General features: G+C 53.8%; 29 protein-coding genes and 1 riboswitch. Of the genes, 12 read left to right on the top strand and 17 right to left on the bottom strand.

Going from position 1 to position 23,148, the window contains the following annotated elements; all coding sequences use genetic code 11:
• Nucleotides 1-2: 2 nt before the first annotated feature.
• The 17 genes from F4V61_RS19625 to pduF form a co-directional block, all read right to left on the bottom strand.
• Entirely contained in the window at nucleotides 3-680 is a 678-nt protein-coding gene (locus F4V61_RS19625) for an energy-coupling factor ABC transporter transmembrane protein (RefSeq protein ID WP_079781420.1), read from the bottom strand.
• Nucleotides 667-948, bottom strand: coding sequence for an energy-coupling factor ABC transporter substrate-binding protein (locus F4V61_RS19620; RefSeq protein WP_000753211.1), 282 nt, complete (start codon nucleotides 946-948; stop codon nucleotides 667-669). The genes F4V61_RS19625 and F4V61_RS19620 overlap by 14 nt, the downstream gene beginning before the upstream one ends.
• Nucleotide 949: 1 nt before the next feature.
• Complete coding sequence (gene cbiM / locus F4V61_RS19615; protein WP_079781419.1) at nucleotides 950-1,687, bottom strand: cobalt ECF transporter S component CbiM; 738 nt, start codon at nucleotides 1,685-1,687, stop codon at nucleotides 950-952.
• Nucleotides 1,688-1,692: 5 nt separating this feature from the next.
• Complete coding sequence (locus F4V61_RS19610) at nucleotides 1,693-2,397, bottom strand: cobalt-factor II C(20)-methyltransferase (protein WP_080161265.1); 705 nt, start codon at nucleotides 2,395-2,397, stop codon at nucleotides 1,693-1,695.
• Complete coding sequence (gene cbiK, locus F4V61_RS19605; RefSeq protein WP_038395621.1) at nucleotides 2,394-3,188, bottom strand: sirohydrochlorin cobaltochelatase; 795 nt, start codon at nucleotides 3,186-3,188, stop codon at nucleotides 2,394-2,396. The genes F4V61_RS19610 and cbiK overlap by 4 nt, the downstream gene beginning before the upstream one ends.
• Before the next feature lie 2 nt (nucleotides 3,189-3,190).
• The gene (locus F4V61_RS19600) at nucleotides 3,191-3,982 is read right to left on the bottom strand and encodes a cobalt-precorrin-6A reductase (RefSeq protein WP_080161266.1); all 792 of its coding nucleotides are present in this window, start codon (nucleotides 3,980-3,982) and stop codon (nucleotides 3,191-3,193) included.
• Nucleotides 3,979-4,704, bottom strand: a complete 726-nt coding sequence (locus F4V61_RS19595; RefSeq protein WP_079799024.1) for a precorrin-3B C(17)-methyltransferase — start codon at nucleotides 4,702-4,704, stop codon at nucleotides 3,979-3,981. The genes F4V61_RS19600 and F4V61_RS19595 overlap by 4 nt, the downstream gene beginning before the upstream one ends.
• Nucleotides 4,704-5,759, bottom strand: a complete 1,056-nt coding sequence (gene cbiG / locus F4V61_RS19590) for a cobalt-precorrin 5A hydrolase (RefSeq protein ID WP_001098924.1) — start codon at nucleotides 5,757-5,759, stop codon at nucleotides 4,704-4,706. Before cbiG ends, F4V61_RS19595 begins: the two co-directional genes overlap by 1 nt.
• Nucleotides 5,740-6,513, bottom strand: a complete 774-nt coding sequence (locus F4V61_RS19585) for a cobalt-precorrin-4 methyltransferase (RefSeq protein WP_000004871.1) — start codon at nucleotides 6,511-6,513, stop codon at nucleotides 5,740-5,742. The genes cbiG and F4V61_RS19585 overlap by 20 nt, the downstream gene beginning before the upstream one ends.
• On the bottom strand, nucleotides 6,506-7,075 hold the full coding sequence (locus F4V61_RS19580; protein WP_000650992.1) for a decarboxylating cobalt-precorrin-6B (C(15))-methyltransferase: 570 nt from the start codon (nucleotides 7,073-7,075) through the stop codon (nucleotides 6,506-6,508). Before F4V61_RS19580 ends, F4V61_RS19585 begins: the two co-directional genes overlap by 8 nt.
• Nucleotides 7,065-7,670, bottom strand: coding sequence for a cobalt-precorrin-7 (C(5))-methyltransferase (locus F4V61_RS19575; protein ID WP_080161267.1), 606 nt, complete (start codon nucleotides 7,668-7,670; stop codon nucleotides 7,065-7,067). The genes F4V61_RS19580 and F4V61_RS19575 overlap by 11 nt, the downstream gene beginning before the upstream one ends.
• Nucleotides 7,664-8,803: a cobalt-precorrin-5B (C(1))-methyltransferase CbiD gene (gene cbiD / locus F4V61_RS19570; RefSeq protein WP_001292913.1), complete on the bottom strand. Its 1,140-nt coding sequence runs from the start codon at nucleotides 8,801-8,803 to the stop codon at nucleotides 7,664-7,666. The genes F4V61_RS19575 and cbiD overlap by 7 nt, the downstream gene beginning before the upstream one ends.
• Entirely contained in the window at nucleotides 8,803-9,435 is a 633-nt protein-coding gene (locus tag F4V61_RS19565; protein ID WP_080161268.1) for a cobalt-precorrin-8 methylmutase, read from the bottom strand. The genes cbiD and F4V61_RS19565 overlap by 1 nt, the downstream gene beginning before the upstream one ends.
• 10 nt (nucleotides 9,436-9,445) lie before the next feature.
• Nucleotides 9,446-10,405: an adenosylcobinamide-phosphate synthase CbiB gene (gene cbiB, locus F4V61_RS19560; protein ID WP_038395607.1), complete on the bottom strand. Its 960-nt coding sequence runs from the start codon at nucleotides 10,403-10,405 to the stop codon at nucleotides 9,446-9,448.
• Entirely contained in the window at nucleotides 10,402-11,781 is a 1,380-nt protein-coding gene (locus F4V61_RS19555; RefSeq protein WP_079832709.1) for a cobyrinate a,c-diamide synthase, read from the bottom strand. Before F4V61_RS19555 ends, cbiB begins: the two co-directional genes overlap by 4 nt.
• A gap of 97 nt (nucleotides 11,782-11,878) precedes the next feature.
• A riboswitch (cobalamin riboswitch) is annotated at nucleotides 11,879-12,053 on the bottom strand.
• Between the two features lie 325 nt (nucleotides 12,054-12,378).
• Nucleotides 12,379-13,290: a transcriptional regulator PocR gene (gene pocR / locus F4V61_RS19550; RefSeq protein WP_000622322.1), complete on the bottom strand. Its 912-nt coding sequence runs from the start codon at nucleotides 13,288-13,290 to the stop codon at nucleotides 12,379-12,381.
• A gap of 177 nt (nucleotides 13,291-13,467) precedes the next feature.
• The gene (gene pduF / locus F4V61_RS19545; protein WP_079828178.1) at nucleotides 13,468-14,301 is read right to left on the bottom strand and encodes a propanediol diffusion facilitator PduF; all 834 of its coding nucleotides are present in this window, start codon (nucleotides 14,299-14,301) and stop codon (nucleotides 13,468-13,470) included.
• Nucleotides 14,302-14,825: 524 nt separating this feature from the next.
• On the opposite strand from pduF, the gene pduA reads away from it, so the two are divergent.
• From pduA to F4V61_RS19485, 12 genes are read left to right on the top strand one after another with little or no spacing between them, the layout of a single operon-like run.
• Nucleotides 14,826-15,110, top strand: coding sequence for a propanediol utilization microcompartment protein PduA (pduA, locus tag F4V61_RS19540; protein WP_001183617.1), 285 nt, complete (start codon nucleotides 14,826-14,828; stop codon nucleotides 15,108-15,110).
• Nucleotides 15,107-15,919, top strand: coding sequence for a propanediol utilization microcompartment protein PduB (pduB, locus tag F4V61_RS19535; RefSeq protein WP_080161269.1), 813 nt, complete (start codon nucleotides 15,107-15,109; stop codon nucleotides 15,917-15,919). The genes pduA and pduB overlap by 4 nt, the downstream gene beginning before the upstream one ends.
• 18 nt (nucleotides 15,920-15,937) lie before the next feature.
• The gene (pduC, locus tag F4V61_RS19530; RefSeq protein ID WP_001256883.1) at nucleotides 15,938-17,602 is read left to right on the top strand and encodes a propanediol dehydratase large subunit PduC; all 1,665 of its coding nucleotides are present in this window, start codon (nucleotides 15,938-15,940) and stop codon (nucleotides 17,600-17,602) included.
• Nucleotides 17,603-17,612: 10 nt separating this feature from the next.
• The gene (gene pduD / locus F4V61_RS19525) at nucleotides 17,613-18,287 is read left to right on the top strand and encodes a propanediol dehydratase medium subunit PduD (protein WP_000405057.1); all 675 of its coding nucleotides are present in this window, start codon (nucleotides 17,613-17,615) and stop codon (nucleotides 18,285-18,287) included.
• Between the two features lie 14 nt (nucleotides 18,288-18,301).
• Nucleotides 18,302-18,820, top strand: a complete 519-nt coding sequence (gene pduE, locus F4V61_RS19520) for a propanediol dehydratase small subunit PduE (RefSeq protein ID WP_001090816.1) — start codon at nucleotides 18,302-18,304, stop codon at nucleotides 18,818-18,820.
• A 14-nt stretch (nucleotides 18,821-18,834) separates the two neighbouring features.
• The gene (locus F4V61_RS19515) at nucleotides 18,835-20,667 is read left to right on the top strand and encodes a diol dehydratase reactivase subunit alpha (protein ID WP_080161270.1); all 1,833 of its coding nucleotides are present in this window, start codon (nucleotides 18,835-18,837) and stop codon (nucleotides 20,665-20,667) included.
• Nucleotides 20,657-21,034 (top strand): glycerol dehydratase reactivase beta/small subunit family protein, encoded by a 378-nt coding sequence (locus F4V61_RS19510; protein WP_058345079.1) that lies wholly within the window; start codon nucleotides 20,657-20,659, stop codon nucleotides 21,032-21,034. The genes F4V61_RS19515 and F4V61_RS19510 overlap by 11 nt, the downstream gene beginning before the upstream one ends.
• Complete coding sequence (pduJ, locus tag F4V61_RS19505; RefSeq protein WP_080161271.1) at nucleotides 21,027-21,302, top strand: propanediol utilization microcompartment protein PduJ; 276 nt, start codon at nucleotides 21,027-21,029, stop codon at nucleotides 21,300-21,302. The genes F4V61_RS19510 and pduJ overlap by 8 nt, the downstream gene beginning before the upstream one ends.
• On the top strand, nucleotides 21,303-21,749 hold the full coding sequence (locus F4V61_RS19500; RefSeq protein WP_269059857.1) for a BMC domain-containing protein: 447 nt from the start codon (nucleotides 21,303-21,305) through the stop codon (nucleotides 21,747-21,749).
• The gene (locus F4V61_RS19495; RefSeq protein WP_058819942.1) at nucleotides 21,749-22,381 is read left to right on the top strand and encodes a phosphate propanoyltransferase; all 633 of its coding nucleotides are present in this window, start codon (nucleotides 21,749-21,751) and stop codon (nucleotides 22,379-22,381) included. Before F4V61_RS19500 ends, F4V61_RS19495 begins: the two co-directional genes overlap by 1 nt.
• On the top strand, nucleotides 22,378-22,869 hold the full coding sequence (gene pduM, locus F4V61_RS19490; RefSeq protein ID WP_001001293.1) for a microcompartment protein PduM: 492 nt from the start codon (nucleotides 22,378-22,380) through the stop codon (nucleotides 22,867-22,869). Before F4V61_RS19495 ends, pduM begins: the two co-directional genes overlap by 4 nt.
• A gap of 3 nt (nucleotides 22,870-22,872) precedes the next feature.
• Nucleotides 22,873-23,148: a EutN/CcmL family microcompartment protein gene (locus F4V61_RS19485; protein WP_000280332.1), complete on the top strand. Its 276-nt coding sequence runs from the start codon at nucleotides 22,873-22,875 to the stop codon at nucleotides 23,146-23,148.

The raw sequence follows: 23,148 nt of genomic DNA, 5'->3' as shown, positions 1-23,148 counted from the left end.
CCTTACAGGTGAAAATCACCCTGATACAGTTTGATATCCAGCGTGGTGGTCATTTGCCGATAACGCATTAACACTCGCGTAAATAGGAGTCCAACCAACATCGCCAGAGATCGATAGCCTTTCGGCAGGCTGCAATAGCCAAAACGTAGTGTTTGGGCGCGACGGATTGCCACGGCCTCATCCAGAAGAATAAAGATAAAGCGCCACGTTAACAGGATTTGCTCGGTAAGCAGGCGTGGGACATGCGCGCGTTTAAGCAAGCTAATTAACTGCGGAAACGGCAGATTCATCACCAGCCATAGAGTCGCGGCCAGCGCTGTCAGGCTACGCCAGAACGTTTCATTCGCCGTGACCACGCCCGCGCGGGTAATCCCGATCCAGTACGGCCCGACAGATATGCCAGCCAGCAGCATTTGCGGCTCGCGGCTGATGCTGAAGATAATCGTTATCACGCCGACCAACAAAAATCCAAAAGGTATCGCCATCCATCGACACCAGCGCCAGAGGGATATGCGCAATAGCCAACAGCTCAATCCGGCAATTATCAGCAACTCAATGCCCTGCCCCACAGGCGGCAGGACAAACGCCAGTATCATCATCGCCAGCCACAGCAAAAATTTGCGCTGCGGCGCAACGTGTACCCAGCGGCTTTGATAGCTGAGTCGATCAAGCCCGGTCATCACGGCGCTGTTTACCTTTGCAATACCCCAGGATATAAAAAATCACCGCCGCGCCAAGAGAGCCCTGAAGGGTAAACAGCAGGCTTTCAATTTCACCGCTGGCAGGTTCATATAACGGCTGAAACCAGGGTTTATAGTGCGGCGCAATAGCCTGAATCTGACTTTCCGCTTCGCCGTCTGAACCGCCATATTCACCGCCATGGTTAATAAAAAACGGCAGAATCACCAGCGCCACTACCATCGCTAACAACATCAACGTTTTTTTCATTTTAATGTCCTTGTACGGTGATCAGTTGCCGTTTGGTCAACTGGTCGTAAATCATGACGGTTAATAAACCTTCGGCAATGGCGATAGGAATCTGTGTAAGACAGAAAATCCCCATAAATTTCACGACAGACCCCGTTGCGCCAGCCTGAGGATCGGGGAATGCGACACCAAGCTGGACTGAAGTCACAAAATAGGTCGCCAAATCCGCCAGCATTGCGCACAGAAAAACGGCGACATCGCGGCGTAGCCCGGCGCGGCAGGCCATTTTCCACACCAGATAGCCGACAACCGGACCAATCACCGCCATCGACATTCCATTTGCGCCAAGCGTCGTCAGGCCGCCGTGCGCCAGCAATAGCGCCTGAAACAACAGCACAACCGCGCCGAGAATCGCCACCACCCCGGGCCCGAACAAGATAACCGCCAGACCAACGCCGGTCGGATGTGAACAACTCCCCGTTACCGACGGAATTTTGAGCGCGGACAGGACAAAAATAAACGCGCCGCACAGCGCCAGCAGTACCTTCTGATGATTATCCTCCTGCACAATACGCCGTAAGCGCACCAGCCCATACCACAAGCAGGGTAAAAACAGTAACCACCAGGCCAGCGCCCACACTGGCGGTAAAAATCCCTCCATGATATGCATCGCAAACGCCTGTTCGGGGACAACCATCAGCAATAGCGCCGCAGCCAGTCCACTGAAAGACAACTGTCTGAGCTGTTGTTCAAGTTTCATTCTGCTTACTCCCACTGTTTATTGACCAGAATGGTCGAAAAATAGGGCAACGGTCGATCATCGTTGACCTCGTGGAGATGGCGCCAGCACTGCTCGCCGGGCAGTGTAGCCTCGGACATCATTAAGGCGAACTCCAGCAGGCCAGCCTGCGCCAGCAACGCTTTAATACGGGCAAATCGGCCATACACTTTCATCAACACCAGGCTATCATGCTGTTGTAGCGCTTGGGCTATTTCCGCTTCCGGCGCGGTACAAGAAATAACCGCCAGCGATTGCCGTTCTATGGCGAGCGGCATTTTCGCGCGGGCGGCTATCGCGGCGAAGGACGTGACGCCGGGGATAATCTCCAGCCACGTCGGGCAGCCGATACGCTGGAGTAAAAAAATCCAGGTACTGAATAGCATCGCATCGCCAAGGGTAATAAAACCGACCTGTTTACCCGCTTCCACCTCTGCGGTAAGCGCGGCGGCAACCTCGTTCCAGACCGCTTCTTTCTCGGCGCTGTCAGCGCTCATAGGGAAATGGCAACAACGTACTTCCGTCTGCTCGCCGAGATAGTCGCGCACAATCGATAGCGCCAGACTATCGCCCCTCTTACGACCGGCGGGCGCATACAGAATGTCCAGCGAGCCAAGAATCCTCGCTGCACGGACGGTTATCAGGTCGGGTGCGCCAGGCCCGGTACTTAATGCGTATAATTTACCGTTCATGCCGCCTCCTCTACCGCCATGTTCAGCGCCTGGCGCAAATGCGCGACAAACATCGCCCGGATAGCCGGGTTTTCTCCCAGCCCGCTCAGCCACGGCGTCGCCGGAATGCCCGCCGCGTTAAAGCGCATTTTCCATGAGTCGCCGTCGTCTGAAGCCATATCATTAATGGCGTGATCGCCCGCCACCAGCATTAATGGCATCAAATGTACGCCGGTGACGCCTTCGTCACGCAGACTGTCGATCAGGATGTCGACCTCCGGGTAACTTTCTACAGCGCCGACGCGCGCCGGAAAGCGCTGCGCGGTCATCATATGATCGAGGCAGGCATAAGCTGCGAATGCATGATGGCTGGCGCCGTGACCCATAAAAACGACTTTCTCCGTTTGTCTGAGCGATGGCATCTGTTGTCGCAACGCCTGCATTAGCTGCACATAATCGTTATGGCTGCTCAGCAGCGGCACGCCCAGCGTCAGGCGAGTGAATAACGGACGCAAGGTTTGTACTTCACGGACAATTTTTTCATATTCATCGCCGTTAATAATGTGCAACGACTGAATCGCTACGTCCTGATATCCCTGTGCGGCAAGCTTTTGCAAAGCCTGGAATGGCGTATCGATGTCGATACCGTCACGCTGGCGAAGCTTGCGAATGATCATTCCGGAAGTGAAGGCGCGAAACAGGTCGCGATCGGGACAGGATGCCGCCAGATCGCGCTCGCACGCCACAATATTTTTTTCACAGGTGTCGTGATAGCTGGTGCCAAAACTGACCACCAGAAGCGCTTTTTTCATTTTTACTCCTTAGCTGCGGCCAGCCAGCGCGATAAACGCTGTGCAAAGGCGGCCTGGCTTTCCAGTAATTCATCACCCGTCACAAGCGGCGTCGGGCGCGCAATAACGATGCAGGGAATGCCCGCATCCAGACAGGGCCGGACTTTTTCCTGAAATCCCCCCTCCGCGCCGGACGCTTTGGTAATGACCACGTCGGCCCGGCACTGGTGGTAAAACGCGGTGTTGAAATCCGCGCTGAACGGCCCGCACAGAGCGAAAATTTCTCCGACGCCGAACCCCAGTTCGCTGCAATGTTGAATCACCTCCGCCACGGGCAGTACGCGCGCCAGCAACGTTTTTTCCGCCAGCCCGGCACGCCAGACGGCCAGATCTTTACTGCCGGTCGTCAGTAACACGCGCGGACCAAAACGCCTCGCTATTTCGCAGGCATCGGCAATACTGCGCGCCGTATAGAGAAGCGGATGCGTCAGATTGCTAAGCTGATCCGGACGCTGATAACGGCTTAACAACACGCCCGCCGTTTCACAGGCGCGAAGGAGGTTATAGCTGACCATTTCCGCATAAGGATGCGATGCATCTATTACCCAGCGAGTGCGGTTTTCTTTTAGCCAGGCGACCATCTGTCCGTATTCCAGTCGGCCGCAGCGCACCTGCCCTTTGATGTCGCCAGCCAGTTGTTTTCCGGCCGCGGTCGCAACGGATAAGGTGTATGCGACATTCGCCGCGTCCAGTTGTCGGCATAACGCGCGCGCATCGCTGGTACCGCCCACTACCAGCACCGCCCCCTCATTCACAGCGTGTAACCTCGCGGCGTGATCATCAGCCCATCCTGAACATAGGTCGTTTTATTACCGACGATGACCAGGCTGGTCATATCCACTGGTTCAAAATCCATATCGCCGAGCGTAGCCAGCCATTTTTCTTCTTTCTTACGTCCGGCGGATTTCACCACGCCAACCGGCGTTTGCGCGCTTTTACTGGCGGCAAGCAGGTCAAACGCGCGCGCCAGATGCCCTTCGCGCCCGCGGCTGCGCGGGTTGTAAAAACAGATAACAAAGTCGGCTTCCCCAGCGGCAACGATGCGTTTTTCAATAACCGGCCACGGGGTCAGCAGGTCGCTGAGGCTGATATGGCAGAAGTCATGCATCAGCGGCGCGCCCAGTAAAGAGGCGGCGGCGATGCTGGCGGTCATGCCAGGAATGAGCCGCACCTCGACGTCCAGTTTTTGCTTGCCGACCAGTTCCAGCACCAGACCCGCCATGCCGTAAATTCCCGCATCGCCGCTGCTGATGAGCGCTACGTTATGCCCGGCCTGCGCCAGTTCAATAGCCGCCTGGCAGCGTTCAATTTCCTTACACATGCCGGTCTTGATCACCTGTTTGTCGCCGGTAAATGCTTTAACCAGATGGGTATAGGTTTTGTAGCCCACGACGATTTCCGCCGCCTGAAGCGCGTCGATAGCCTCCATCGTCATCATTGCCTGCGAACCGGGGCCAATACCAATTACGCTCAACATCAGTGTGCAACTCCTAAAGTAATAGTGACGCCCTGTTCTCGCAGGGTCTCGCCTAACAATTGTCCCTGGCTTAATAACCATGCTGCCGGGCCGGATACACTGCCGACGCCCACCGTTTTTCTGACGAAGCCAGAACCGGGAAAATGGTGTTCGAATTCACGCAACGCTTCGGCGGTAAAGGTTTTAAAAGGCACGCGGCAGCAGGAGGCGAGCTGAATAAGCCCCGGCTCCCCTTTTTTGAGCGTGACGCTGCCAATCGCTTTTAACGCCAGCGGATCGAGTTTTTGCGCTTCAAGCTGGCGCGCCAGTAATGTCGCTAACAGGGGAAATGGCGTATCGCGGCGACAGCCAATTCCCGCCACCACGCGCTGGGGTACCAGTTTCCAGTGCAGTACGGAAAGCTCAGGGAGGTCATTACGCAAAGAGACGCAGATAAGCGCATCCAGTTCGGGCAACCGCTGCAAATCATCAACAGGGATAAAACCGCGAATATCGCACTGGCCGATCTCTTCCGTCAGTTCGGCATCCCACCATAACCCCACACGTTGATGACTGACCAACATCTGGTTAACGGTTTTTACCGCCGTTCGAAGATCGGTCATGCGGGCGTTAAGCTGGAAAGCTAAGGTGTCCAACGCGGACATCTCATTGACATCCGTTGCCGTGGTAATCACCGGATCGGCGCCTAACATTCCAGCCAGGTAGCGCGTCAAGGCATTAGCCCCGCCCGCATGACCGGAAAGCAGGCTAATGACATGTTGACCACGTTCATCAATGACGACCACCGCCGGATCGCTGAACTTGTCGTTCACTAACGGCGCCAGGACACGAACGGCAATACCGGTCGCGCCGATAAAAATGAGCGCGGTATAAGTGGTAAAAGCCTGCCGCGCGGTATTAGCGAATCCGCCATCGAAGGGAATAAATCCCTCTTCCCGCAGTTTTTCACTGGTAAAGCAGGTTAACGGCAGCATCGCGGCGAGTCTCTTTGCCAGCGCCACGCCGCCGGGCGTCAGGCAAAACAACGCAATGGATTCAGGCTTTACGGTATTCATGGCTAAAGTCCGCGGCATAGAGTCTTGAGTAGTGATACTCCTTACCGAGAAAATTCCCGACCAGGATTAGCGCCGTCTTACGGATGCCAGCATCACGGACTTTGTCGCTAATATCCGCTAATGTGCCGCGAACGGTCTGACTTTCCGGCCAGGTAGCCTTATAGATGACCACGACAGGCGTAGTTGCCGGATAACCGCCTGCAATGAGACGTTCGGCCACCCGGTGAATACGCTGAACGGAGAGATAAATCGCCATTGACGTCTGGTGGCTGGCGAAAGCCTCCAGTTGTTCGCGCGCCGGTACTGGCGTACGCCCTTCCAGACGGGTAATAATGAGACTTTGCGATACTTCCGGTACGGTATATTCCACACCCAGCTCCGCCGCCGCGCCGAGAAACGCGCTGACGCCAGGCACTACCTGCCAGTCGATACCACGGCGGGTTAACTCCTCGCCTTGCTCACGTACGGAGCCGTACAGCGAGACATCGCCCGTTTGCAAACGCACCACCGTTTTTCCCGCTTTCACGCCCGCCGCCATCAGCTCGATAATCTGCTCAAGATGCAGTTCGGCGCTGTCGTAGCGTTCTGCCTGCGCGGGGCAGTAATCCAGCAGTTCGGTATTGATCAGCGAACCGGCATAGATAACCACCTGCGCTTGTTGCAGCAGGCGGTATCCTTTAAGCGTGATCAGCTCGCGATCGCCCGGCCCGGCGCCGACGAACCACACACAGCGGGGATCAAATGTCTCAGACATGGTTTTCTTCCTTCTGACAGGCGATAACAAAAACTGGGTTGTTAGGTTTGAAATAGTGCCCCGCCCCCAGCGGCGTTAACGATGAAAGCTGAAGCTGTACACAGTCCATTCGACATGCGCCGATGCGCGCAAGATGCACCAGCGCGCTATGGAGGTTTTCCTGCAAGATAAAGGTCATCACCAGACGGCCACCGGGATGCAGATGGCCCATCGCCCAGTCAATCAGCGCCGTCAGATGTCCGCCGCTGCCGCCCATAAACACCGCATCGGCTTTCCCGGTTATGGTCATGGGTGCTTCGCCGGGGAGAATATCGATATTGCCGCAGGCAAAACGCTGGCGATTCTCATCAAGCAACCGTAGCGCGGCGGGATTACGCTCGATAGCTGTCACCTGCAACGAAGGAAATTGCAGCGCCGCTTCAATTGAGACGCTTCCCGTTCCCGCCCCGACGTCAATCAGGTGACTGGCGCGGTGGAGCTCAAGTTTCGACAGTGCCAGCGCCCGTACCGCCTCTTTGGTCATCGGCACGTTCTCGCCGCGCAGAAAAAGCTCATCTTTCATCCAGGATCACCACTGCATTCATTTCATAGTCGGCGTTGACCGCACTGACAGGTAGCCAGTGGATCCGCTCATTTTCCATCGCCAGATTTTCACCAATCACCATTAAGCGATGCCCTTTACCGCGCGCGACCAGTTCCCGCGCGATTTCCCGCGGCCCGCAGCGAGCATCCGTGACCATCGCCACTTTGCGATGGCTCGCCAGCTGCCCGAAGCTGACGCAACGACCGTGGCTACTGGTCAACCACATGTCATTCATATCAATTCCAGCCTGCGCGCACAGATACTGTACGGCGCTGATACCAGGGATAATGCGAACCTGTTCGATACCAAAATGCGCCACCATGCGTGTACCGATGCCATAAAACAGCGGATCGCCGGAGGCCAGCACCACGATCCCTTTATCCCGACGGGCGGCAATCCAGAACAATAACGCGCCAATATCCGCGCCCAGCGTAAATCGTTCGCCGCCAAACGTCGGAAACTGCGCCAAATGGCGTTTACCGCCCGCCAGCGCATCGGCATGGTCTATCGCTTCCAGCGCCGCAGGCGTCATCAGATGCCGTCCGGCGGGTCCCATTCCCACGACCGTTAGCATTGCAGTTCCTTAGCAATCTCATCGACGGGACGATTACTGCCGAGAATATGGTTATCAAAAGAAAACAGGATGGCGTCGCAGACAGGCGGCGTTTTGGTAAAGCGCAGCATCTGCATGACTCGCCAGCAAATACGTTTGGCAAGATGGTTATAGATATGCCCGAAGCCATATGCTTCAATGTGCTCCATTGCCGCTTCGGTGGTGTCGCAATCACCGACCAGGGTGAGTAACTCCAGCGGCGCGCCCAGTAGAGCTAAATGCGCGACCAGCGTTTCCATCCGCGCATCGGCAATATGGCTATGGGTATGAAAGATCCCGGCGGCGATTTTGATCAATTTGCCAGGATGGCCCACCAGCACTATCTGGCGAAATCCCAACCGTACCGCCTCTTCAATCATGTAGCCGACAAAATTGCTCATGGTGACGACCGCCTGTGTGTCGACGCCCATTTGTTCACGAACAAACCGTTCGCCGTGGTTGCCCGGCACGAGTATCACCCGCATTAATCCTGACGCCCGTTTGATCTCCAGTTCCAGCGACAGCGAACGTTTCCAGCTTTCTTCCGACATCGGCGTCACAATGCCGGTAGTGCCAATAATGGAAATGCCGCCAAGAATGCCAAGCCGCGAGTTATACGTTTTTTGCGCCCGCGCTTCGCCTTCCGGGGCAAAAATCTCCACATCGGCCCCACGCGCCGGGCCTATCGCTTCGCGCACCGCAGACTCAATGGTATGGCGCGGCGTACGATTGATGGCGGCGCTCCCGAGCGGCAGTCCGACCCCTTTACGCGTTACCGTACCGATACCTTCGCCGCCAGTGAGCGTAATCTCACCGCTGTCGTTGAGCGTAACGCGGGCAAAAATCAACATCCCGTGCGTGGCATCCACGTCATCGCCGCCATCTTTACGAATTGCGGCTATCGCCTGCTGGCCTTCAATATGCGGCGACTCCACGTTCAGACATAGCGTGACACCCGACGGCGTAACGATGGAGACCTGATGAATCAGATGTTGACGCAATACCATCAGCGCGGCGACTTTTGCCGCCGCCGTCGCGCAGGAACCGGTGGTATATCCTTTACGTAACGCTTTACCGTGGTGCCAGACCGGCGCGTCAAAGGAAAGCTCGCTCATCAGGCCTCCCGGAGGTGATAAAGCAGCGCATTGACGATAGCAGCAGCCACGTTACTGCCGCCTTTACGCCCTAACGCGGCAATCGCCGGGAAATGGCTATGGGTGAGCGCCTCTTTGGACTCTGCCGCGCCGACAAAGCCTACCGGTACGCCCACCACGCCGCTCACCGTCACGTTATGTTCAAGCAAACGGAACAGGGCTGTCGGTGCATTACCGAAAACAAAGAGCTTGTTTTTCTCCTCCTCGGCAATAGCGATATCGACGGCGGCCATTGAGCGGGTAATCCCCTGCGTTTTTGCGGCGCGCACCACGCGCGGATCGCTGATATAACAACGACACTCGCCGCCAAACGTCGCCAGCAATCTTTTATTAATGCCGGACAGCGCCATCGTGGTATCGGTATAAATAATGCATGAATGGCGTAGCGCATCACAAAGCTGCTCCAGCGCATCGGCAGAGAACCACAAAATGTCCAGCCAGTCGAAATCGGCGGTGGTATGAATAACCCGCTTGATAATGGCCTCATGGAGCGGACTGACAAAACGATAATCAGGACGCGTTTCGCAAATAATGTCGCCAATAATGGCGAAACTGTTGGCCTCAATGGTTTGGGGGTGCTGGATATAATGCATACTGTCGTCCTCAGGCCGCGCCAGATAACCAACACCGCGCCGCAATAAACAGCGCCAGCGCCAGGGTTGAAGCGACCCACATCAATCGAATCGTTCTGGAAATATCGTCTACGGAAATATTGCGCTGCGCGTCGCCGATCCAGGGTTTGTCCACACGCTCGCCAAAGTAGCTATTTGGGCCCCCTAGCTGGATACCTAAGGCGCCAGCCACACACGCTTCCGACCAGGCGCAATTTGGGCTACTATGGCTATAACGGTCACGCCAGCCAATACGCAGCGCACGCCAACCACTCAGGCGACAAAGTCCTGCTGCAATGCCCAGCAACAGCCAGCTCAGACGGGCGGGAAGGTAGTTCGCTACGTCGTCCATGCGGGCGCTAACCATACCTATTGCCCGGTACTGTTCATGTTTGTAGCCCACCATCGAATCCAGGGTATTGACGGCTTTGTAGGCCATCGCCAGCGGCGCGCCGCCGAGAAGGAGGAAAAAGAGCGGCGCGATAATGCCGTCAACGGTGTTTTCTGCAACCGTTTCCACCACGGCGCGATTGATCTGCTCAGGCTGAAGTTGCGACGTATCGCGCCCGACGATCCAGGAGAGTTTCATTCGGCTTTCCGCAAGGTCGCCCTCCCGTAACGGCCGTTCAACATCCTGTGCGGCGCGGGCCAGAGAGCGACCGGCGAGCACAGTAAAGATCATCCAGACGTCGACGCACCAGCCAAACCAGGGATGAATCCGCTGCGCCAGCGCCAGTACGCCCCATGCCATGCCCCAGGTCGCCCCGACAACCACAATCCACATTACGCCGCCGCCAATCCGCAGCGCTTTGTCGCTGTGACAATAGCGACGCACAATGTGCTGCACAAACGTGATTAAACGGCCTATCCAGCGTACCGGATGGGGCCAGTGTTGAGGGTCGCCGATGATAAAATCCAGCACCCAGGCGATACACCAGGCAAGGATCGTCATGATACGCGCCTCGCCGCCGCCAGCCAGTGCTGCAACATTTCCGGACGCTGGGCGAAATGGACATGCAGGTAGCTGGCAAACGTGTTGCCTTTCCGCCAACCACCGGTCCATTCTTGTAACACGCGGCCATCGCGAACCTTACGACAGGCCATAACGGCGGGCGTTTCGGGGATAAAATCTGAGTAGTGAAATTCATGGCCGCGCACTATCTCACCAGGCGCCGCCAATAGCGTTGGCTGCATAGCCCGCGCTTCACAGTAACCAAAGCGGGTAAGTCGCTTACCCATTTTGCTGTGGCCGGGGATAATATCCGCCATCTGATGAATTTCTCCGCCGCTATCCTCCAGGGTGCTCCCCAGATACATCAGACCGCCACACTCCGCATAAATCGCCGCGCCGCGCTGATGCGCAGCTCGCAAATGTTTTAACATCATCGTATTTGCCGCCAGATCCGCGGCGTATAATTCAGGATATCCACCGCCCAGCCAGATCATCTGACAGTCAGGCAATACGCGGTCATGCAGTGGGCTAAAGCGCACGATCTCAACGCCAGTACGTTCCAGCAAATCGATGTTATCGGGGTAATAAAAGTTAAAGGCTTCATCATCCGCCAGAGCAAGCGTCAGCCCTGCCCCCGCCGTCTGACCAGGGCGTTCAGGCCATATTCCCGCCGGAAGCGCTGATAACAGGCTCAGCGAGAGTAACGCATCCACATCCAGTGTCTGTTCCAGCGTGACGGCGAATTCATGCCACGATTGCTGATTGACAAAGGATTCTTTGGCGGTAATCAATCCCAGGTGCCGTTCAGGTAATGCGACGCCATCGCAAGGAGGGACATAGCCCAGTACCGGCAGTGAGCAATAATGCTCAATGGCATTTTTAAGAAGCTGATAGTGGGCTTCGCTATTAACGCGATTCACAATCACGCCGGCGAGGTTGAGGGTAGGGTCGAATTGCTGAAACCCCATGACGGTAGCAGCAAGCGACGTTGAAACGGCTTTACCATCCACCAGCAGTATAACCGGGCAACCCAACTGTTTCGCCATTGCGGCTGTGCTGCAATAATTGGGATCGACGCCATAGCCGTCGTACAGCCCCATTACTCCCTCAATGACAGCGATATCCGCCTGCCGCATTTGTTCGCAAAATAATGCATTGAGAACAGGAGGAGGAAGCATGAAACTATCAAGATTACGGGACGCCACACCGCAGATAGCGGTATGCCAGCCGGTATCAAGGTAATCTGGTCCGACTTTAAACGGCTGTACGCGCAGCGCGCGTTTTTGCAGCAGCCTCAGCAAACCAAGCGTTACCGTGGTTTTGCCGCAACCGCTTCCTGTGCCTGCAAGAATAAATGCGTGATGCCTTGCCGCCATTACCCTGATCCTGTTCAGGGTGGTAGGGGTATACAGGTACGCACATGTTCAGTCTTTCGACTGTACGCGTCTTCGCAACCCACTTCCCACCGAAGTTGTTGGTTATCACCGACAGGCAGGTCTTCTGGCTTAGCGTCATCCTCGCCCGTCCTTCCCAATCTTGCGATCAGTGGTTTTTACGGGGTCGTCAGCATCACAGCAGCGGGGGCTGCGGGGGATTTTAACCCCCTTCCCTACCACAAATGTGGTAAACCTGTTGGTTTACGTTATGGCTGTACGGCACACCCATAACAGCAATTTATAATGTGCTATGTTTTACATTTTAATGAGCAATAACCTGAGCGGCTGCTCATCTGACTTTAATCTACTCACCCTATATCGGTATATTGACGATAGAACGTGTCGACAAAGCGTAATAAAAGTTATCTTTCCCAACACTGTACCTCATCACAAAAATAAAAACTGGTGCAGTTTATGCCCTAATTTTTATTATTTTGTTGCGCTATGACAATTTATTGTCACACCAGATACATTTTCTTTCTGAAATGATTCAGATACAAACACTATCAAAAATCGGCAATAGCAAAATATTGCTATTTATATCGATGGAGGGCGAGAACTCTCATTTATCTGCTGGCGGTAAGCCTGCGGTGTAATCTGATAGGTCTGGCGGAAGACTTTGCAAAAATAGCTGGTTTGCGAAAAGCCTAAATTACGCGCAATACTGGCAATACTCCAGCCACTATGGCAAAGCAATTCTCTGGCGCTAACCATTCTTTGGCGGTTCACCCATGCATTAAACCCGATCCCCTGATATTTCTTGAATAACTTGCTGAAGTAATAGGGGCTGAGATAGACATGTGAGGCGACATCTTCCAGACGAAGATCGTCGGACAAATGCGCATCAATATAGCGAAGCGCTTTTTTCATTTTACTGTCATGCGGACTGGGGCCACGAGCGGTTTTATTTGCCTCCGATTGCTGCGGATTGTCTTTGATAACCACAAAATTGAGTTGTTTTTTCAGGCAATTCTCAACAATCAGTTTAAGCAGATCGGCGGAGGCGATAACTCGTGAATAGTCCATCTCTGGCACATTCCGAAATTCATTCAACAGCTCAGGGTCAGCCTGCCAGCGATCGTCGACATTAAGAATGTCTACTAGCTCCACGTCATTACTTAATCGAACCTGTCCGCATAAAACAAAGCCAACTAAATGCCCTGCAATTACCAGCGGAATAGAAAAATCCGTTAGCCCAGCATGACAACGATAAATACAGGGTTGATCGGACTTCGATGCCTCCAGTCCCCCGCAGCGATCGCTCATACGACAACGTGTACTATGCTGGGGATGTTGCCGCATCAACTGACAAAACGGCGTGAAATTGAATAGCTCAGATATTTCATCACCATGAATATTGACAACCACAACCGCCAGACCGGTGGCTTGTGCAAAATCCTGTGCGATTTTATTAATGAGTTCTGAGTTCAGAGCGCTCGCAGAAATCATGATAAAACCCCTCAGTTAATTTATTGTTATAAACAAAACACATTATTTACATTCACTTTTTATTACCATTATCCTGGCCCTGATAAAAAGTACAATGACAATACCAAAAGTCTCCCATTGCAGGGAGACGTTTTGATCAGTTCGTGAAAGCAGATCACGAAATTATCTCACCTGTTTTTACGATACATCATTGCTGTGAATCTGGTTCGCATTTTCTTCCGGTTTACAGCGATTACAAGGTAAATTCTTACCAATAAAATAGCGATATATGGCCGCTCCGGCACAGGCGCCGATAACAGGCGCGACAATCGGCACGATAAAGTAAGGGCTCTCTCGCCCACCGCTCATCGCCATGTTCCCCCACCCCGCTAACCATGTGAACAGCTTAGGGCCGAAATCACGCGCCGGGTTCATTGCAAAACCGGTAAGAGGCCCGGTAGACGCACCGATAACGGCAACCAGTATCCCAATAAGCAAAGGCGCAAGCGGCCCTTTAGGAACGCCATTGCCATCATCCGTCAATGCCATGATCATGCCCATCAGAATCGACGTAATTACCACTTCCACCAACGCCGCCTGCAATACATTTAGCGCTGCGGCCGGATAGGTACTGAAAATACTGGCTAATTGCAAACTTTCAACGCTACCGCGCACCATATGATGCGCAGTCTCAAATTCAGTAAAAAGGCTACTATAAAGCACATACGCCAGCAGAGCGCCGCCAAAAGCGCCGGCAACTTGGGCAATAATATAAGGCAATACTTTCTGCCTGGGAAAGCAGGCAAACAGCCACAGCGCGATCGTCACCGCAGGATTAAGATGTCCGCCGGAGATCCCGGCCGTAAGGTAAACGGCCAGTGAAATCCCAAGCCCCCAAATAATGCAAATCTCCCATAATCCAAGGCTGGCGCCTGCGACTTTGAGCGCGCTCAAACAACCGATACCAAAAAACAAAAAGAGTCCGGTGCCTAAAAATTCCGCACCGCATTGCGCTTTTAGAGAATCATTCATGTGACACCTTCTGAGCAAAGTTCGTGTCCTGACCAGCGCAAGTTTCGGCTGGCGGTAGAGTACAGCTAACCTCACTATAAAAAATGCCGCCTGTAAATTGTTGGCAACCTGCGGACCTGTCTCCCTGAAAAATCGTGTTGCGATAGCAAAATTTTGCTTTCCCGATATTTTTAGCAGCCCGTCATACGGGAAATTTGAGCTATAAAATACGCCTGTGAAAATAATAAAATATTGCGCAAGCCAACTTATCAATTTCGAATAAGCATCACATTTTGCGTCCTTCGCCATATCAAATAAAAATACTTACGTCACTAACAAAAATGTAAAAATGAAATAACGAAAGCAAAATAATCATATAAATAAGAATATATTAAACATTAATTATCAATAGGTTATAAAAACAAAAAGCAATTTAGTCATATTGCTCCTCCATTATTTTCTGATGCTCAACAGCAAGTCAGCCATTCTTTTTCCTCGCATCTTCTTATAGTCATCACTATCGGGAAAACCCAGGCGAGGTCTTTATGCAACAAGAAGCGTTAGGAATGGTAGAAACCAAAGGCTTAACTGCCGCCATAGAGGCCGCAGACGCAATGGTGAAATCAGCCAATGTGATGTTGGTCGGCTACGAAAAAATTGGCTCAGGGCTGGTGACGGTTATCGTTCGCGGCGACGTCGGCGCGGTAAAAGCGGCTACCGACGCTGGCGCGGCAGCCGCCCGAAATGTAGGAGACGTAAAAGCCGTACACGTTATCCCACGCCCACATACCGATGTAGAAAAAATCTTACCAAAAGGAATTAACCCATGAGTAGCAATGAACTGGTGGAACAGATCATGGCGCAAGTGATTGCCCGTGTGGCGACGCCGGAAAAAACGGTTAGTTCTGATACCCCCCATCCCAAACGAGAGACAGCTATGGCAGAAAAAAGCTGCAGTTTAACGGAATTCGTCGGTACCGCGATTGGCGACACCATCGGTCTGGTGATCGCCAATGTAGACAGCGCCTTGTTAGAGGCGATGAAACTCGAAAAATGCTACCGCTCCATCGGTATTCTTGGCGCCCGTACTGGCGCAGGCCCCCATATTATGGCCGCGGATGAAGCGGTCAAAGCGACTAACACTGAGGTGGTCAGTATTGAGCTACCCCGCGATACCAATGGCGGCGCGGGTCACGGCTCGCTGATCATTTTAGGCGGAAACGACGTTTCCGACGTAAAACGCGGGATCGAAGTCGCACTGAAAGAGCTCGACCGTACCTTCGGCGATGTTTACGCCAATGAAGCTGGACACATTGAGCTGCAATATACCGCACGCGCCAGCTATGCGCTTGAAAAAGCCTTTGGCGCGCCGGTTGGACGCGCCTGCGGCGTAATTGTCGGCGCCCCTGCTTCCGTCGGCGTACTGATGGCTGATACCGCGTTGAAATCCGCCAACGTTGACGTCGTAGCGTATAGCTCTCCGGCACACGGCACCAGCTTTAGCAACGAAGCGATTCTGGTCATTTCCGGTGATTCCGGCGCAGTGCGTCAGGCCGTGATCTCCGCTCGTGAAATTGGCAAAACCGTCCTTGCGACTCTCGGTGACGAACCGAAAAACGATCGCCCGTCCTATATCTGATATCCGTGAGGCTGATTCATGAGATCGAAAAGATTTGAAGCGCTGGCGAAACGCCCTGTAAACCAGGACGGTTTCGTTAAGGAGTGGATCGAAGAAGGCTTCATTGCAATGGAAAGCCCGAACGACCCAAAACCGTCTATCAAAATCGTTAACGGCGCCGTCACGGAGTTAGACGGTAAACCGGTGAGTGATTTTGACCTGATTGACCACTTTATTGCCCGTTACGGCATCAATCTGGCGCGGGCGGAAGAAGTTATGGCGATGGACTCCGTAAAGCTCGCCAATATGCTGTGTGACCCTAATGTGAAACGCAGCGACATTGTTCCACTCACTACCGCCATGACGCCGGCAAAAATTGTCGAAGTCGTCTCGCAGATGAATGTGGTTGAGATGATGATGGCGATGCAAAAAATGCGCGCTCGTCGCACACCATCTCAGCAGGCGCACGTCACCAACGTCAAAGATAATCCGGTACAGATAGCTGCGGATGCCGCCGAAGGCGCATGGCGTGGATTTGATGAACAGGAGACCACGGTAGCAGTAGCGCGTTATGCGCCGTTCAACGCTATTGCCCTTCTTGTCGGCTCACAGGTGGGTCGTCCCGGCGTACTGACCCAGTGTTCGCTGGAAGAAGCCACCGAGCTCAAACTCGGGATGCTGGGCCATACCTGCTACGCCGAAACAATTTCCGTTTACGGTACTGAACCGGTCTTTACCGATGGCGATGATACGCCGTGGTCGAAAGGCTTTTTGGCCTCTTCTTACGCCTCTCGTGGCCTGAAAATGCGCTTTACCTCCGGCTCCGGCTCAGAAGTGCAGATGGGCTATGCCGAAGGCAAATCCATGCTTTATCTGGAAGCGCGCTGCATTTACATCACCAAAGCGGCTGGCGTTCAGGGGCTGCAAAACGGATCGGTCAGCTGTATTGGCGTACCGTCCGCGGTACCGTCAGGCATCCGCGCCGTATTGGCGGAAAACTTAATCTGCTCGTCGTTAGATCTGGAATGCGCCTCCAGCAACGATCAGACCTTCACGCACTCGGATATGCGCCGTACTGCGCGCCTGCTGATGCAGTTTCTGCCGGGGACCGACTTTATTTCCTCCGGCTATTCCGCGGTACCGAACTACGACAACATGTTCGCCGGCTCTAATGAAGATGCCGAAGACTTTGACGATTACAACGTCATTCAACGCGACCTGAAAGTCGACGGCGGTCTGCGCCCGGTTCGCGAAGAAGACGTTATCGCTATCCGCAATAAAGCCGCCCGCGCGCTACAGGCCGTCTTTGCCGGTATGGGGTTGCCGCCGATCACCGATGAAGAGGTTGAGGCCGCAACTTACGCTCACGGTTCGAAAGATATGCCTGAACGCAACATCGTTGAAGATATTAAGTTCGCGCAGGACATCATCAACAAAAACCGTAACGGTCTGGAAGTGGTGAAAGCGCTTGCCAAAGGCGGCTTCCCGGATGTCGCTCAGGACATGCTCAACATTCAGAAAGCCAAGCTGACCGGAGACTACCTGCATACTTCCGCCATTATCGTCGGCAGTGGACAAGTGCTCTCGGCGGTGAACGACGTTAATGATTATGCCGGACCGGCAACAGGTTATCGCCTGCAAGGCGAACGCTGGGAAGAGATTAAAAATATCCCTGGCGCACTCGATCCCAACGAACTTGGCTAAGGGGTGAAAAATGGAAATTAATGAAAAGCTGCTGCGTCAGATAATCGAAGACGTACTGTCAGAAATGCAAACCAGCGACACGCCGGTTTCGTTTCATGCCCCCTCAGCAACCGCCGTTGCGCAGAAAGCAGCACCTGGCGGAGAAAGTTTTCTGACGGAGATTGGCGAAGCGAAACAGGGAACGCAGCAGGATGAAGTCGTCATTGCCGTTGGACCAGCGTTTGGCCTGTCACAGACCGTCAATATTGTCGGATTACCGCATAAAAGCATTCTGCGTGAAGTCATTGCCGGAATTGAAGAAGAAGGTATCAAAGCGCGTGTCATTCGCTGTTTTAAATCTTCCGATGTCGCCTTTGTAGCCGTTGAGGGCAACCGACTGAGCGGGTCTGGTATTTCTATCGGCATTCAGTCAAAGGGTACAACGGTGATTCATCAGCAAGGCCTGCCGCCGCTTTCTAACCTGGAGCTGTTTCCACAGGCGCCGCTTCTGACGCTGGAGACCTATCGCCAGATTGGTAAGAACGCCGCGCGCTACGCAAAACGCGAATCACCACAGCCAGTCCCAACGCTGAACGATCAAATGGCTCGGCCGAAATATCAGGCAAAATCGGCCATTTTGCACATTAAAGAAACGAAATACGTTGTGACGGGTAAAAACCCGCAAGAACTGCGCGTGGCGCTTTAAAAAAGGATACCTCCATGAATACCGAAGCAATTGAATCGATGGTTCGGGACGTGTTAAGCCGCATGAATAGCCTGCAGGGGCAAACCTCTGTGTCGGCCGCCGTGGGAACGTCAACGCACACGGCGAAAGTCAGCGATTATCCGCTGGCAAATAAACATCCGGAATGGGTCAAAACCGCCACCAATAAAACGCTGGATGATTTCACGCTGGAAAACGTACTGAGCGACAACGTCACCGCCCAGGATATGCGAATTACGCCAGAAACACTGCGTATTCAGGCGGCTATCGCTAAAGATGCCGGGCGCGATCGCCTCGCGATGAACTTCGAACGTGCGGCAGAGTTAACCGCCGTACCCGACGATCGCATCCTGGAAATCTACAACGCCCTGCGTCCCTATCGCTCCACAAAAGAAGAGCTGATGGCCATCGCGGACGATCTGGAATCACGCTATCAGGCAAAGATATGCGCTGCTTTCGTTCGTGAAGCCGCGACGCTGTATGTCGAACGCAAAAAACTCAAAGGCGACGATTAAGCGCGGGAGCGGATATGCAATATATAGCTGGCATAGACATCGGTAACTCCTCAACGGAAGTCGCACTGGCAGCGTTGAGTGATTCAGGCGAGCTGATAATAAAAAGCAGCGCGCTAGCCGAAACCACCGGAATCAAAGGCACATTGCGGAATGTGTTCGGCATTCAGGAGGCGCTTGCGCTTGCCGCAAAAAACGCAGGCATCAATGTCAGCGATATTTCACTTATTCGCATCAATGAAGCTACCCCGGTTATCGGCGATGTAGCGATGGAGACCATAACGGAAACCATCATCACCGAATCAACGATGATCGGCCATAACCCCAAGACCCCAGGCGGCGTGGGTTTGGGCGTTGGCGTAACGATTACGCCGCAAGAACTGCTCACCTGCCCGGCAGATAAACCTTACATTCTGGTGGTGTCTTCCGCTTTTGACTTTGCTGACGTCGCCACCATGATCAATGCCACTGTACGCGCCGGTTATCAGCTAACCGGCGCTATTTTACAGCAAGATGATGGCGTGCTGGTCAGTAACCGGCTGGAAAAACCGCTGCCTGTCGTAGATGAAGTACGGTATATCGACCGAATTCCACTGGGAATGTTGGCGGCAATAGAAGTTGCCGTTCCTGGAAAAGTAATCGAAACGCTGTCTAATCCTTACGGCATTGCCACCGTCTTTAATCTTAATTCGGAAGAAACCAAAAATATTGTGCCGATGGCACGCGCGCTCATTGGCAACCGCTCGGCGGTGGTGGTGAAAACGCCTTCAGGGGATGTGAAAGCCCGCGCGATACCCGCTGGCAATATTGAGCTACTTTCACAGGGACGCACTCTGCGCATTGACGTCGCCGCTGGCGCCGATGCCATTATGAAAGCTGTGAGCAACTGTCCCCAGCTTGATAATGTCACAGGCGAAGCTGGCACCAACATCGGCGGAATGCTGGAGCATGTCCGTCAAACGATGGCGGAACTGACCAACAAACCCAGCGCTGAAATCTTTATCCAGGATTTATTGGCTGTTGATACCTCCGTACCGGTGAGCGTGACGGGCGGACTGGCCGGAGAGTTTTCCCTGGAGCAGGCAGTAGGCATAGCCTCAATGGTGAAATCGGACCGTCTCCAGATGGCCATGATTGCACGTGAGATTGAGCAAAAACTCAGCATTGACGTCCAGGTCGGCGGCGCAGAAGCGGAAGCCGCTATTTTGGGCGCACTAACCACGCCCGGCACAACGCGCCCACTGGCTATTCTGGATTTAGGCGCAGGCTCAACAGATGCTTCCATCATTAATCCCAAAGGTGAAATTATCGCCACGCATCTCGCTGGCGCGGGCGATATGGTCACGATGATTATTGCGCGTGAGCTGGGACTTAACGATCGCTACCTTGCGGAAGAGATCAAAAAATACCCGTTAGCAAAAGTGGAAAGTCTTTTTCACCTTCGCCATGAGGATGGCAGCGTTCAGTTCTTCCCCGCTCCGCTTCCTCCTGAAGTATTCGCTCGTGTCTGCGTCGTCAAACCCAATGAACTGGTGCCGCTTACGGGAGATATAGCGCTGGAAAAAGTGCGCGCTATTCGCCGCAGCGCAAAAGAGCGCGTATTTGTCACCAATGCATTGCGGGCGCTACGCCAGGTCAGCCCAACGGGCAATATCCGCGACATTCCGTTTGTTGTCCTGGTCGGTGGTTCGGCGCTTGATTTCGAAGTACCGCAACTCGTTACCGACGCGCTGGCGCATTATCGTCTGGTGGCCGGACGCGGCAATATTCGTGGGACAGAAGGACCAAGAAACGCTGTCGCCACAGGGCTGATTCTCTCCTGGCATAAGGCATTTGCTCATGGAAAGTAATCACAATTTACCCGCTATCGTTATCACCACTCTGGGATGCCATATATCCGACTGGCAACACGTATTGCTGGGTATTGAGGAAGAAGGCATACCTTGGGTCGTGCAGGAACAAGAGGCTGGCGAGGTGATCTATCAGGCATGGCTTGCCGCCAGCCGCTCCCCCTTGCTCGTCGGCATCGCTTGCGATCGGGAAAAACTGATAGTGCATTACAAAAACCTTCCCCCATCAGCGCCGCTTTTTACGCTGACGTATCACCAAAACAACTGCGCTCAGCGATGCACCGGCAATAACGCTGCGCGACTGGTTAAAGGCATTCCTTTCAGGGAATGTGACTCATCATCGACAGGAGAAAAGCAGTATGAATAACGCACTAGGACTGGTTGAAACAAAGGGGCTGGTCGGCGCCATTGAAGCCGCCGATGCCATGGTGAAATCTGCCAATGTGCAACTGGTTGGCTATGAAAAAATTGGCTCCGGTCTCGTCACCGTTATGGTTCGCGGCGATGTCGGCGCGGTGAAAGCAGCCGTTGATGCGGGCAGCGTCGCGGCAAGCGCGGTAGGCGAAGTGAAATCCTGCCATGTTATTCCGCGTCCGCATAGCGACGTTGAGGATATTTTACCTAAATCCGCCTGACTGGCAGCAAATAAGGAGCACAGCGTGAAGCAATCACTGGGATTACTTGAAGTTAGTGGTCTGGCATTAGCCATCAGTTGCGCGGATGTCATGGCGAAAGCCGCTTCCATCACGCTGGTGGGCCTCGAAAAAACTCACGGCTCAGGCTGGACGGTGATCAAAATCACCGGTGATGTGGCCTCCATTCAGGCGGCCATCATCACCGGCGCAAGTTTTGCCGACCAACGGCATGGTCTGGTTGCTCATAAAGTGATCGCCAGGCCAGGAGACGGTATTTTAGCCGTTATCCCCGAATCCGCTCCCGCCATTGCGCAGGCAGCGCCGGAAGTACAGCAAGATTTATCGCCTCTTATTAGCTGCAATTTATGCCTGGACCCTGCCTGCAAGCGCCAAAAGGGCGAACCCCGCACGCAATGTCTGCATTCAGGAAAACGAGGTGACGCGTAATGGATAAAACGCTTCTTGAATCCACGGTTCATAAAGTGCTGGATGAGCTGCGCAATCGCCCCATTCCGCTCGGTGTTTCAAATCGGCATATCCATCTCTGCGCCGCAGATTACGCGCGACTTTTCCCCGAACAGGCCATCCGCGAAAAAAAAGCGCTGCTACAACCGGGACAATACGCGGCGGAACAGACCATCACGCTGGCTGGCCCTAAACGTCAGTTAAAAAAGGTTCGACTGCTGGGCCCGCTGCGAAACGTAAGCCAGGTTGAAATATCCCGGACCGACGCCAGGACATTAGGTATCGCCGCGCCGCTACGTATGTCTGGTGATTTGCAGGGAACGCCGGGCATTCGTCTGATAAGCCCGTTCGCCGAACTGGAGTTAGCGTCCGGCGTCATCGTCGCTCAACGCCACATTCATATGTCCCCGCTTGATGCGCTGATCTTCCGCGTGGCGCATGGCGATACCGTTTCTGTCGCCATTGAAGGCAGCGAACGCAGGCTTATTTTCGACAATGTCGCGATTCGCGTCTCGCCGGATATGCGTCTGGAGATGCATATCGACACGGATGAAGCTAATGCCGCTGGTGCCGACGATCCTCATACTTTCGCTTCTTTGGTAGCCCGACGATGAACGAAGACAAAGTACAACGCATTGTTGAAGAGGTCGTCTTTCGTCTGCAGCGACGGGCGCAAAGCAAAATTACGCTTAGCACAGCCCAGCTCCGGGACGCCGATTCACGCACGCTGTTTTCCCGGTATGGCAATCTGCGCATTTTGCTGGCGGAACTGCCTCTGCTCAGGAGGATCGCTGAACAAAACGACAGCGATATTACCGCTATGAAGATCCACTGCGCACTTGCGCTGGGGGTCAACGTACAAATATCGCTGCGGCGTACTTTGTTAGCATCCTTACCGGTGAAAAGACTGGCGCGTCTGCCGTTGAGCTTTTGTGATGAAAAAGGCCAAGCCATCATTCTGCACTCGGGTCAACTCCTGAGTTATTCCGACATTGTCCGGCTAACGTGCCAGATTCTGGTACTTCGTCGCCGATGCATCGTTACCGCACCGGCCTACGAAGCGGCCAGCGTCCGAAACATTCAACTGATTAGGCAGGAGTAAATCATGTATCTGGCTCGTGTCACAGGCGCAGTGGTTTCCACGCAAAAATCACCCTCTTTGGTCGGGAAAAAGCTCTTGCTGGTACGCAGAGTCAGTGCTGACGAACAGCTTCCGCCACAGCCTGTTAATGGCGACGAAGTAGCCGTTGACTCCGTAGGCGCTGGCGTTGGCGAACTGGTTCTGCTCAGTAGCGGCTCCAGCGCCAGGCATGTTTTTTCCGGTCCTAACGAAGCCATCGATCTCGCGGTTGTCGGCATTGTCGATACGCTTTCACATTGA

Origin of the sequence: Salmonella enterica subsp. arizonae (genome assembly GCF_008692845.1) — a bacterium.
Classification (GTDB): Bacteria; Pseudomonadota; Gammaproteobacteria; order Enterobacterales; family Enterobacteriaceae; genus Salmonella; species Salmonella arizonae.
Note: the sequence above shows the minus strand (reverse complement) of the source record. Positions and strands in the feature narration are given on the sequence as shown.